Genomic DNA, 12,060 nt, shown 5'->3' on the forward strand with positions numbered 1-12,060 from the left:
GGCCAGGGGCAGCGGGTGGAGCACGGCCAGGGCGCGGTCCACCCGCAGGGCCAGCCGGCGCGGCGCCTCGCGCAGCAGCAGGAAATGGCCGGCCTCCGGGGCACGGGCGGCGGCGCCGAGGGCACTGCCCCCCAGGGCACTACCAAGGTCGATCACCGCATAGGCCAGCCCGCCCTGGGCGCAGAGGCCGAGCAGCGCCGGCAGCGCCCCGGCCAGGGGGGCGGCGGGCAGCGGGGTGCAGGGCCCCTCCGGCACCACCTGCGCCACGGCGGCGAGGGGGATGCCATAGGTCTCGCCCCCCGCCCGGCAGGCCAGCACGGCGGGCAGGGGCGGCACGGGCGGGGCGGCGCCGCGCCCGGCCAGCAGCCGGGTGCGGGCCTCGATCAGCCGCTCCGCCTGGGCGGCGAGGGAGGGCAGGCTGGCGCGCTGCGGCATCACCGCCCCCCCAGCGGGGAAACGGGCGGCGGGAGGTCGAGAGACAGGCGCGCCGCCTCGGCCAGGGCGGCGGCGGTGATGCCATCGCCCTCAGGCAGCGCGGCGCCGGGCGGCAGGAGGCGGGCAAGGCGCAGCGCGCCGGCCAGGGCACGGCGCCCCGGCCCCACGGCCCCGCCATCGAGCAGCAGCAGGCCCAGCTGATACTGCGCCATCACGAAATCCCCCCGCAGATACAGCGCCCGGCGGAAGGCGGCGGCGGCCTCCTCCCCCTGGCCCAGGCCACGCCGCACCAGCCCTTCGTAATAGTGCAGCGCCGGATCGGTGGGCGCCTGGCGCAGCCCCTCCCGGCAGGCCGCCAGCGCCGCGGCGAGATCCCCCGCATCGGCCAGGGCGCGGGGGGTGGCCGTGGCCGCCGCCTCCAGCGGCGGGGGCTGTTGGGAAAGCGGCGCCGCGCTCTTGAGAGGGGCTTCGCCCCTCTCAAACTCTCCCCACCAAAGGCCTGAGGCCTTTGGAAACCCATTCGTGGGTTCCCCCTGATGGCGGGTGCAGGGGACCCCGTCCCCCGCCCAAGGGAAAGAAAGGGGCGTTTGAGGGGGCAAAGCCCCCTCAACCTTGCCCGGGCGGCGATAGGCCACGGTGCCGGGCAGGTTCACCACCTCCAGGATGCGCGCGAAGGCCGGGTTCGGCTCCGCATGGCCCAGCAGCAGCCAGCCGCCTTCCGCCAGCCGGGCGGCCAGGGCGGCCACCAGCCGCTGCACCACCTCCGGGTGGAAATAGATCAGCACGTTGCGGCACAGGATCAGGTCGAAGCCACCGAGTTCCAGCGGCGCATCCGGCGCCAGCAGGGAGAGGAGGTTCTGCCGCTCGAAGCGCACCAGGGCGCGGTGCTGCGGGCGCAGCAGCCAGGAACGGCCATCCGGCTCGGCGGTGAAGTCGCGCGCCAATTCCTCCGCCGGCAGGCCGCGCAGGGCCCAGCGGCTGAAGCGCCCGGCCCGTGCCGCCACCAGCGCCGCCTCGTTCAGATCCGTCCCCAACAGGGAGAGCCGCCAGTCCGGCAGGCCATCCCCCAGCAGCCGGCGCAGCAGGATGGCCAGGGAATAGGGCTCCGCCCCGCTGGCGCAGCCGGCGCTCCAGGCGCGCAGGCGGCGCTCCGCCCCCCGCCGCGCCAGGATCTCGGGCAGGATGGTGCCCTCCAGCGCCGCGAACTGCTCCGCATAGCGGAAGAAGAAGGTCTCGCCGATGGTGATCTCGGCTTCCAGCGCGGCCCATTCGGCGGCGCCCCGCTCCGGCTCGGCCAGCCGCGCCAGATAGGCGCCGGGGCCGGGCAGGCCGGTGGCGCGCAGGCGGCGGGCCAGCCGCTCCCACAGCAGCGCCTCCTTGTCCTGGTAGTAGAAATGGCCGGTGCGGGCGATCACCGCATCCTTCAGCCGCAGGAAATCCGCATCGGGCAGGAAGGCCAGCGGCCGGGGCAGGCTCATGCGCCATCCGCCGGGCCATGCGCCGCAGCCAGGGCGGGCCATTCGGCCAGGCGCGCCGCCGCGCCCTCACGCAGCGCGGCCAGGGCGGCGGCCTCCTGCGCCAGCAGGATGCGCCCGGGGTCGAGCAGGTGGAGAAACCCCTCCGGCGTCTCGATCTCCGCCACGGCGCAGCCATTCAGGCTGGCCTCGGGCGGCACCGGGCGCAGCCGGGCTGCGGGAATGCGCGCCAGATCCAGCACCCGGTCCACCAGCAGGCCCAAGGCACCACCAAGACCGGCACCACCAAGACCGGCGCCACCCGGCAGCAGCAGGATGTGGCGGTAGAGCGCCTCATCCGCCAGGGCGGCGCTCTCCAGGGCGAAGAGGCGGGCGAGGTCGAGCACCGGCAGCGCCTCCCCCCCCAGGTTCAGGAAGCCGGCCAGCGGGCGCGGCAGGCCGGGCGGGCGCCAGAGGCGCGGCAGCGGCAGCACCTCGCGCACCGAGGCCCGCGGCAGGGCACAGCGCCGGCTTCCCAGCCGGAACAGCAGATAGGCCTCCCCCGCGGCATCCTGCACGCGCGCACTCCCTTTCCTCCGGGGGCGACGCGCCCCCCTCCCCCCGCCGGAGCGGATCGGCCAGGATGGCGCCCCGGATTCGGAGAGAGACGCCATCATGGCCACCGACTATGCTGCCGCCGCCCATGCCCTGCTGGAAGCCCGCCGCACGCGGCAATGGCTGAGCGCCCTGCCCGAGGGCGCCAGGCCCCAGACCCCCGAGGAGGTGGTGGAGATCCAGGCCCTGGTGGCCGCGCAGCTCGGCCCCATCGCCGGCTGGAAGGTCGGCGCGCCGTCGCCGGAGGGCACCCCCTCCGGCGTGCCCCTGCATGAACGCGACCTGCGCTTTGACGCCACCCCCTACGCGGCGTCTGACTTCAATGTGACCGCCATCGAGGCGGAGGTGGGCTACCGCCTGGGCGCCGACCTGCCGCCCCGCGCCACCCCCTACACGCGCGAGGAGGTGCTGGCCGCCGTCGCCACCCTGCACCCGACCATCGAGGTGGTGGACACGCGCTTCACCGCCCTCGGCGTCAGCGAGCCTCTGAGCCACACGGCGGATCAGGCCAATCATGGCGCGCTGGTGGTCGGCCCCGCCGTGGCCGACTGGCACGGCATCGAGCCGCCGAAACTGCCGGTGACGCTGAGCTTCAACGGCAAGGTGGCGGTGCAGCATGTCGGCGGCAACGCCGCCGGGGATCCGGTGCGGCTGCTGCTCTGGCTGGCGAATGGGGGGGCGCACCGCTATGGCGGGCTGAAGGCCGGCATGGTCATCACCACGGGCAGCTGCACGGGGCTGCTGCACGTCCCGGCCGGGACGGCGGTGAAGGCGGTGTTCGAGGGGTTCGGCACGGTCGAGACGACCATCGCCTGATGGTCGCCTCCCAGGGGCTCCGCCCCTGGAACCCCGCCGGGGGGACAGGGTCCCCCCGGACCCCGCCATCAGTTTTGTGCCAACGGAACGCGGGGTCCGGGGTGGCCGCGCCACCCCGGCGGAGGGGTTTGGGGAGGCGGAGCCTCCCCAAGGAACAAAATCAGGCCAGGAAGCTGCGCAGCGCCTTGCCGCGCTTGGAGACCTGGAGCTTCTTCAGCGCCTTCGCCTCGATCTGGCGGATGCGCTCGCGGGTCACGTTGAAGGTCTTGCCGACTTCCTCCAGCGTGTGGTCGTTCTCGCCGCCGATGCCGAAGCGCATGCGCAGGATACGCTCCTCGCGCGGCGTCAGGTCGGAGAGGATGCGCATGGTGGCGTCCCGCATCGCGGAGCGCGAGGCGGCGTCGAACGGCATCACCGCGTTCTCGTCCTCGATGAAGTCGCCCAGGCGGCCGTCATCATCCTCGCCGATCGGGTTTTCCAGGCTGACCGGCTCGCGGGCGAGGCGCTGCACGGCGCGGACCTTGTCCACCGACATGCCAAGCTCAGCCGCCAGTTCTTCCGGCGTCGGCTCGCGGCCGGCCTTCTGGGCGAAGCGGCGGCTCATGCGCGCCACCTTGCCCACCGTCTCCGTCATGTGCACGGGCACGCGGATGGTGCGCGCCTGGTCGGCCAGGGAGCGGGTGATGGCCTGGCGCACCCACCAAGTGGCGTAGGTGGCGAACTTGAAGCCGCGGCGCCAGTCGAACTTATCGACCGCGCGCATCAGGCCGATATTCCCCTCCTGGATCAGGTCGCCGAACATCAGGCCGCGGTTGCGGTAGCGCTTGGCGATATGCACCACGAGGCGGAGATTGGCGCGCGTCAGCTCTTCCTTGGCCTTGCGCATGTCGCGCTCGCCACGGCCGACCTCGGCGCAGACGCGGCGCAGCTCGGTGGCGGGCAGGCCGCTGGCCTCCTCCAGCTTGACGACGGCGGCGCGGATCTCGGGCAGGCCGTCGCGCAGTTCACGCACATTCTGGGCGTGGCGGGCGGCATTGCTGCGCACCTTCAGCGCGGCATCGGCCAGGGCGCGGGCCCCCGCCTCGCTGCCATCCCACAGGCGGCGGATTTCGTCATGCTCCAGCCGGGCGGCGGCGGCGAGGCGCACGGCCTTGCCATCCAGCGCCAGCAGGCGGCGCTGCAGATCGCGCATCTCGCCCACCAGCAGGTCGAGGCGCGCCGGGCGCAGGCGCAGCGCGGCGAAGAGGCCCACCATCTCGGCCCGCGCGGCGCGTGCCGCCTCGCTGCCCAGCGGCAGGGCGCGCAGCGCGGTATGGGCCTCGAGCGCGGCGGTGAAGGCCGCCAGCACCTCGGGCTTCATCTTCTCGTCGAGCGTGGCGTGGGGCACCACCTCGCCCTCCACCGGCTCCTCCTCCGCCTCGGCGGCGGTGGTGGGGGCGGCGGCATCGGCGGCCATGGCCTCCAGCTCCACCACGTCGCGCAGCGGCATCTGGCCCTGCTCCAGCGCGGCCTTCCAGCTGGCGATGTGGGTGAAGGTCACCGGGCTCTCGCAGAGGCCGGCCAGCATGGCGTCGCGCCCGGCCTCGATGCGCTGGGCGAGGGCGATTTCCTCCTCGCGCGAGAGCAGGTCGGTGCCGCTCATCTCGCGCAGGAACATGCGGACGGGGTCGTCAGAGCGGGCGAGGCTGGCCTCGTTGACATTGCCGCCCTCGGCGACTTCCTCCGCCTCACCCTCGGCGTCGGGCTCGGCCTCGCGGACTTCCTCGTCCTCTTCCTCGGCGGCGGCGGCTTCCTCGGCTTCCTCGGTGCGGACGTCCAGCGTTTCCGGGCTCTCGAACTCGTCGCCATAGTCGGGGCGCCAGTTGCGGCCGGGATTCAGCCCGGTGGGGCGATCGACCTCGGGAACCTCGCGCGCCAGAATGTCCCCAAACGCAGCCGTCCGCGGCTTGAGGGGGCCGCCCTCCGCATCGCCCTGGTCCGCCGCGCCGTAGGTAAACATCCCGTCCATCGATTCACCTGTTCGTTCGTGCTTGGGGACCTTGCGGCCCCAGAGCGTCCATGCCACGTCCTGCCGCCAGCCTCATGCCGGCCACAACCCCTTGCCACACCGGGGCGGGGTGGCTGGGACAGCAGGGTCAAAAAGGGATCAGCGCCACACCAGGGTGGCCGCGCATTCATTTAGGAAGGTTGACCGGCTCCAAACACCCCTGCGCGATTATCAGGCCCATCAGGCCTGCGCATGGCGCGCGCCGCCGCTCCCCTGCGGCCAGCGCGGCGGGGTGTTTAGCATGCTGTTCCAGCACTGTGTAAAAAAACCGCAGTCTTGCCCTTACGCAATCGCTTCCCCGCCATGCTGGCCGGGAATGGCATTTTCACCCCCCGTGCCTTCGTTTTCGGCGCCTTCGTTTTCCGCGCCCCTGTTTGCGGCATCGGCCAGCAGGGCGGCCCGGGCACAGGCCAGGACGGCCTCCCGCAGCGAGGCGACGACCAGCGGCACCTCCAGCGCGCGGTGCAGCGCATCATCCAGCAGCGCCTCCGGCGCGGTCCACAACCCCACCATCAGCGGCGTGCCCGACAGGCGCTGGCGGAGGCGGCGCAGCAGGTAGCGCAGATGCACCGGCGCGCCATTCCCCGGCATGGCGCCCATGGCCACGGCGCAGACACAGGCCATGCGCGCCCCCGGTGCCACGAACTGCCCGGCCAGGCGGCGCGAAACCTCGGCATGCGGCACCACCCGCGCCCCCAGGCCGTGCTTGCGCAGGATCTGCGCCAGCAGCAGGGCCGAGGCCTCGTCGAGCGGGCCGCGCCCGGCGACGCACAGCACCGCGCCATCGCGCCGCCACGCCTCGGGGATCACGGCGGGGTCGGGCCAGGGCAGCGCGGCCGGGCGTGGCAGGCGCTGCTCCGCCGGGGAGAGGCGCAGCATCCGCCCGGCCGGGCCCGGCTGGGGGATGGGCGGCTCGGCATCGTCATGCTCGTCCAGCGCCTCGGCCAGTTCGGCCACGCTGTCGCGGATGCGCTCCAGCTGCAGCGGCGTCACCAGCCCGCGCCGCACATCCGCCGCCGCCAGGGCCAGGCCCTTCAGCGCCACCTCATCATAATAAGAAGAGAGCGCGCGCTCCTTCAGCAGGGCCTCGGCCTGTTCCAGCGCCTCATCCGGGTCGCCGGCGAGGGCGCGCTGGTAGAAATTCTCCACCGGGGTCAGGGCCGGGCGGTCCCCCAGCAGCACATCGAGGAATTCCAGCCGCTCCACATGCCGCCCCAGGACGACGAGGCAGAGCGTCACGGGGGTTGCGATGATCAGGCCGATGGGCCCCCAGATCCAGCTCCAGAAGATGGCGGCGACCACTACCGAGACGGGGGACATGCCGGTGCTGTGGCCATAGGCCAGGGGCTCCACCACATGGGCCGCGACGGGCTCCACCGCCAGGAAGAGCGCCGCCGTCCACAGCGCCATGGACCAGCCGGGGTCCACCGCCGCGGCGAGGCCGATGGGCAGCACCGCCCCCAGCACGCCGCCAATATAGGGCACGAAGCGCAGCAAGGCCGCGACCAGCCCCCAGAGCAGCGGGCTCGGCACGCCGATGACCAGCAGGCCGAAGCCGATCACCGCGCCAAAGCCCAGGTTGATGCAAAGCTGCGCCAGGAAAAAGCGGCTCAGCCGGTCGGCCGCGTCGTCCATGGCGACGGTGGTGCGGTGCAGGTCGGTGGAGCCGAAGAGGCGGATCAGCCGGTCCCTGAGGTCCTCCCGCTGCAGCAGGATGAAGGTGGTGACGATGAGGACGATGCCCGCCTGCGCCAGCGGGCCGGCCAGCGGGGCGAGCAGGGTGCGCGCCATTTCCAGCGGCGTCATGTCGGGGCTGTGGATTTCCACCGGCAAGGGTGGTGCCACCGTTGCGGCGCTGGGGGGCGTGACCGAAGGCAAGGGCGGGGGGCTGTGGCCCAGCCCGCCCCCCAGGCGTTCCACCAGCCCATCCACCCGGCCGATGGTCATGGCGCGGATGGCCTCCAGTTTGCGCATCACCGTGTGCTGGTAGAGCGGTGCATTCTGCGCCAGATCCGCCAGCTGCGCGCCAATCAGCGAGGCCGCGGCCAGGATGATGCCCACCGCCACCAGGACGGCCACCAGCACCGCCGCCACCCGGCCTATTCTGGCCCGCCGCAGCAGCCGGGTGAGCGGCGAGAGCACCAGGCTCAGCAGAATGGCGAGGGTGACGGGGATCAGCACCTCCCGCCCCAGATAGAGCCCCGCCACGACGACGACGCCGCCGGCGAGGGTTGTCAGGCTGCGCAGGTCTGGTGTCTCGGCGGCCAGGATTTTCGCCTGTCCCCCCGGAGGAAGCGCGGCACGCGGGGCGGAATCAGGCATCGCGGATTCTCCGGCACTCTTGCGCCGGGCTAACGCGCCATGGCCGGAAAAGGATACCGCGGGGCGGGGTGTGGACTCTGCCGACCTGCATCGCCGGTGCAGAAAGCCACCTCCCCTTCTGTGCCCCATGCGACTGAAAAAAGTTTTTTGGTTCTTTTTTACAAAAAAGAACCCTGCCTTTTACTTCAACAGCTTTCGCACAGGCGGGGGTGAGGGATGCATGACCAGCCCTTCCGGCGTCAATTCCACTTTGGCATCGCGGTAGACGGCCTGGGCCAGTTGCAGGTTCTCGGTGAAAGCCGCCTTGAAATGCTTGCGCAGACGAATGCCGGCGCCGAACTGCGTGGCCAGGGCGGCCCAGCTGATCAATTTGCGATCATTCAGCGAATGCAGGCGGTAGGCCAGCCAGCAATAGACATCGAGCGCCATCGAGGAGTTGCGGATGTGCCGGATGGCGGCCTCATCCAGCGGCACGGCGTGCTGGCGCAATTGCTGGAAGAAGCTTTCGGAGAGGCGGGCTGTCTCGACGAAGAGATCCCCCTGCCCTCCTGCCCCGCCTGGATCATCCACGAACATCGCGATATCAACGATGTTCTGGTTCACCAGCACGCTGGTGCCATTGCGCGAGAAGTGGAAGGAGAGGCGGCAGCGGCTGATGCGGTCCGCCTGCTCGCGCACCAGCTTGGTCGTCTTGCCGCCCACCGAGACGCCGAGGCGCCCCAGGAAGTCTCGCAGCGAACGCCCCAACTGCACATCGCGCGAGCCGGTCCGCAGCGCCTCGGATTGCAGATAGATCAGGATCAACCGGGCGATGGCGCCGAAGGGCACGCCCACATGGGTTGGCGTGCCATCCTGCGCGAGACGTACACCCGGCTCGACCAGGAGGGTGAGGCTATCCGTCTCCAGCTTCCAGATCGCGGCGTCGTCTTCCGGCCGGCGGTGTGGCAGCGCCGTCTGGCACCAGCCGGAGTGGATGTAGCCGATCCCGATATCCTCATCGGCCGCCCAGGAGGCGGCGGCCTCGACAATGCGCGGCCCACGGCGCCCTTCGACCAGCTCCCGGCTGGCCTGCCGCCCGTGTGTCTCGATGAGGGTATGGACCGTGGCCATGACCATCCATTTGCGATTGCCGGCGGAGATTGGCGCGATGTCGCCGCGCTGTCGATGTGGACTCTGCCGACCGAAAACTAGTTGAAGGTATTTGTTTCTACTATTTGCTCTGTGCCGTCAGAGTCCTCGGGACAATTTCTTTAAGCCCTTGATTCCTCCTCCTGCCTGGGCGGCAGAGTCCACGTTTTGGCCGCCAGAGTCCACGCTGGTGGCTGTGGCCGACTCCACCGCTGGCCCCGGGAAGGGCAGGTGTGGACTCTGCCGACCCGTTCCGGCCGTGGTGCGTGCTGGCAAGGGCCGTTCGGATCAATCGCTTGGCCCTGGTCGCCAGAGTCCACACCCCTGCGGCGCAGGGTGGGCCATGCGCCGCAGGGTGGTCGCTAAAGTCCACGCGCCCGCGTTCCTTGTGGAAGGGGCCTTGTGGAAGGGGGCGGCGTGGCAGCGGGCGGTGGCCCCTGCCCTCACCCGCCCCTGCCTTTACTCACCCTGGGCCCGGAAGGCGGCGTAGAGCGCATCGAGCTGCCCCACCAGGAAGCGGCCGAATTCCGGCTCCAGCCGCTCATTGACCGTCAGGCGCAGCCCCTGCGGGCCAGGCTCGACGCGCACCAGCGGGTCGCCCTGCGGGGTGCGCCACCAGGGGTCGCTCTCCGCCGCCGGCTTGCCGTCGCGCAGGGCGGCGAAGATCTTCTGGAAGCGGGCATCGCTGTTCAGGGCGCGGAAGCCGGGGCTGGCCATGACGCGCCCGGCCAGTGCGGCGGCTTCCGGCTGGGCGAAGAGGCGCTGCATCTCGAGCCAGCGCGGCCGCCCGGTGCGCGGCGCGGCGCCGATCGCCAGGATGACCGGGCGGGGAATGGCGCGCACCACCTGGAGATAGCGCGTCATCTCCGCCGACTGCACGGCGAGGGCGGCATGCAGGGTCGGCCGGTCGAAGCCGCGCGCCTCCAGATGGGCGGCGAAGAGGGCGCGCTCGATAAAGGTGAGGTTGCGCCGCTCGATATTCTCCTTGCCCTGGGCCACCACCAGCTCGGCATCGCTGAGCGGGCGGATGACGGCCTTGAGCGGGATGCCGAGGCGGCGGACGGCGATCAGCCGGCGGTGGCCATAGGCCATCTGATAATGGCCCGGCTTCTCCGGATGCGGGCGGACGAGCACCGGCACCTGCTGGCCGGATTCGGCGATGCTCTGCACCAGCTCGCCCAGCTCCGCCTCACTATCCCCGGCGATGCGGTCGCTGACGAAGGAGGCCTCGACCAGGGCGGGGTCGAGGGAGACCACGGCCTCTCCGGCCTCGACGCGGGCGCGCAGGGCCTCGGCCTCCTCGCGCAGCTGGCCGAGGCTGAGGCCCATGGCGCGCACGGCGCCGGAGGGCACGCGCTGGCCGGCGGGGGTGGCCGGGCTGTCCTCGGCCTCCGGCGCGGCGCCGAGCAGGCGGCGGAGCGTGTCCTTGCGGCTCATCGGGCGGCGCGGCCCCAGGCCTGGGCGACCAGCTGGCGCACCTCGCCATTCACGGCGTCCAGGGCCTCGGCGGCGCGGTTGTAGGTCTCGCGGCTGAAATTCTGCGGCCCCACCTCATAAAGGGTCTGCTTGGTCAGTCCGGCATCGGAGATGGCGGTGGACTTGATCATGGGGTTGGTCAGCACGCGTTCGCCGAAGAGGCTGCGCAGGAAGCCGACCACCTGGGTCTGCGGCCCGTCCTGCGGCTCGTAGCGGGTGACGAGGTAGCGCAGGAAGTCGTAGTCCAGCCGCCCGCCGGCCTCGCGCACCACGGCGAGGAGGTCGGCCGTCATCAGCAGGAACTGGCACATGCTGGCGATGTCGAGCATCTGCGGGTGCACGGTGATGAGCACGCCGGTGGCCGCGCAGAGGGCGGCCAGGGTGAGGAAGCCGAGCTGGGGCGGGCAGTCGATGACGACGATGTCGTAATCCGCCTCGACGGTGGCCAGGGCTTCGGTCAGGCGGGTGAAGAACAGGGTCTCCCGCGCGCGTTCGGACTGGGCGAGCATGCGGGGGGTATCGTGCTCGAACTCGTGCAGTTCGAGGTTGGCGGGCACGATGTCGAGCCCGGCGATATAGCTCGGCCGGATCACCTCGCGCAGCGGGCGGCGTTTTTTGTCGTAGCGCAGGGCGGCGTAGAGGGTCTCGTTCTCGCCGATGTCGAGTTCCGGCTGGTAGCCGAAGAGGGCGGAGAGGCTGGCCTGCGGGTCGAGGTCGAGGGCGAGGACGCGGTGGCCCTGGAAGGCCAGGTACTGTGCCAGATGGGCGGCCGTGGTGGTCTTGCCCGAGCCGCCCTTGAAGTTGGCGACGGCGATGACCTGGAGGTGGTCCTGCCCCTGGCGCTGGGGCGAGGCCGGGCGGCCCTTGCCTTTGAGCAGGCCGCGCAGGGCGTGGATCTGTTCCAGCGTATAGGCGCGGCGGCCGCCGGGGCCTTTTTCCGGCACCGGCCCTTCGCCGGCCAGGGCAAGCTGGCGCAGGTAGGAATCGCTGATGCCGAGCAGGGTGGCGGCCTCGCCGCTGGAGAAGCGGCGGAGGGTCTTTTGGGCGGCTGGAGGAAAAATGCGGTTGCGCAGCAGGGCGAGCTGGGCGCTGAGGGCCTGGGCATCGGCGCCGATGCGCTGGTCGATCGGTTCCGGCGGGGCGGAGGAGATGGGCATGGCCGACGCTTTTCTCCGGCAATAAGGCGATTTGGCGTTAGAATAGCAGAGTGGCGTCGAATTGCATCCCGCCCGTTGTCCTGCCTGTCTGGCCGTTGACAGCTGTCAATGGCGGCGCCTGGGCGCGGCCCCCGCGGCAGGCGTTGACAGCTGTCAACGGCCGGGCGCGCTGGTTCAGGCCGCCCTTGTCGCGCCATACTCCCAGGCCAGATGCAGGCGCGGTGCCCACAGGAGGTTGTCACCCTTCCCCATGACGCCGCTTCGCCCCGCTCTTCTCCCCACCCTTTTCCTGGTGTTGCTGGCCGCCCTGCCGGTGGCCCCGCTCCCCGCGGCCGAGCCGCCCGCCTCCCCCGGCATGGGTTCCCCCGGCATGGCCGAGCTGGGGGCCGGTGCCCTCGGAGTTGGTGCCTTGGGGCGGATCGAGCCGGCCTCGCGCATCCGCCGCCTCGCCGCACCGGGGGGGATGAATGTCACCCGGCTCGGCCGGCTGCTGGTGGAGGAAGGGCAGGCGGTGGCCGAGGGGCAACTCCTGGCCGAACTGGCCGACGCGGCGCAGAAGGATGCCCAGGCCGCCCGCGCCGCCGCCGCCCTGGCCGAGGCCGAGGCCAGG

General features: G+C 71.7%; 10 protein-coding genes. 2 read left to right on the forward strand and 8 right to left on the reverse strand.

Features of this window, described 5'->3' with window-relative positions; genetic code table 11:
• The 3 genes from NON00_RS22185 to NON00_RS22195 all read right to left on the reverse strand — a co-directional run.
• Positions 1 to 435 (reverse strand): chemotaxis protein CheW (locus NON00_RS22185; RefSeq protein WP_256024951.1); only part of this gene is annotated, 435 nt, incomplete at its 3' end.
• On the reverse strand, positions 435 to 1,913 hold the full coding sequence (locus NON00_RS22190) for a protein-glutamate O-methyltransferase CheR (RefSeq protein WP_256024952.1): 1,479 nt from the start codon (positions 1,911 to 1,913) through the stop codon (positions 435 to 437). The genes NON00_RS22190 and NON00_RS22185, both read right to left, overlap by 1 nt.
• On the reverse strand, positions 1,910 to 2,467 hold the full coding sequence (locus tag NON00_RS22195) for a chemotaxis protein CheW (RefSeq protein WP_370688758.1): 558 nt from the start codon (positions 2,465 to 2,467) through the stop codon (positions 1,910 to 1,912). The genes NON00_RS22190 and NON00_RS22195 overlap by 4 nt, the downstream gene beginning before the upstream one ends.
• A 97-nt stretch (positions 2,468 to 2,564) precedes the next feature.
• On the opposite strand from NON00_RS22195, the gene NON00_RS22200 reads away from it, so the two are divergent.
• Positions 2,565 to 3,320 (forward strand): 2-keto-4-pentenoate hydratase, encoded by a 756-nt coding sequence (locus NON00_RS22200; protein WP_256024953.1) that lies wholly within the window; start codon positions 2,565 to 2,567, stop codon positions 3,318 to 3,320.
• Positions 3,321 to 3,480: 160 nt separating this feature from the next.
• Here NON00_RS22200 and rpoD read toward each other — a convergent pair whose 3' ends face one another.
• The 5 genes from rpoD to repA all read right to left on the reverse strand — a co-directional run bounded on the left by rpoD (position 3,481) and on the right by repA (position 11,450).
• Entirely contained in the window at positions 3,481 to 5,328 is a 1,848-nt protein-coding gene (gene rpoD / locus NON00_RS22205; protein ID WP_256024954.1) for an RNA polymerase sigma factor RpoD, read from the reverse strand.
• Positions 5,329 to 5,649: 321 nt separating this feature from the next.
• Positions 5,650 to 7,689, reverse strand: coding sequence for an AI-2E family transporter (locus tag NON00_RS22210; protein ID WP_256024955.1), 2,040 nt, complete (start codon positions 7,687 to 7,689; stop codon positions 5,650 to 5,652).
• A 180-nt stretch (positions 7,690 to 7,869) separates the two neighbouring features.
• Complete coding sequence (locus NON00_RS22215; RefSeq protein ID WP_370688759.1) at positions 7,870 to 8,799, reverse strand: replication protein RepA; 930 nt, start codon at positions 8,797 to 8,799, stop codon at positions 7,870 to 7,872.
• A gap of 477 nt (positions 8,800 to 9,276) precedes the next feature.
• On the reverse strand, positions 9,277 to 10,254 hold the full coding sequence (gene repB, locus NON00_RS22220) for a plasmid partitioning protein RepB (RefSeq protein WP_256024957.1): 978 nt from the start codon (positions 10,252 to 10,254) through the stop codon (positions 9,277 to 9,279).
• Entirely contained in the window at positions 10,251 to 11,450 is a 1,200-nt protein-coding gene (gene repA / locus NON00_RS22225; RefSeq protein WP_256024958.1) for a plasmid partitioning protein RepA, read from the reverse strand. The genes repB and repA overlap by 4 nt, the downstream gene beginning before the upstream one ends.
• A 250-nt stretch (positions 11,451 to 11,700) precedes the next feature.
• Between repA and NON00_RS22230 the strand changes: the two genes are divergently transcribed.
• A partial coding sequence (locus tag NON00_RS22230) for a biotin/lipoyl-binding protein (protein WP_256024959.1) occupies positions 11,701 to 12,060 on the forward strand: 360 nt, incomplete at its 3' end.

Source organism: Roseomonas sp. GC11 (assembly GCF_024437745.1).
GTDB lineage: Bacteria > Pseudomonadota > Alphaproteobacteria > Acetobacterales > Acetobacteraceae > Pseudoroseomonas.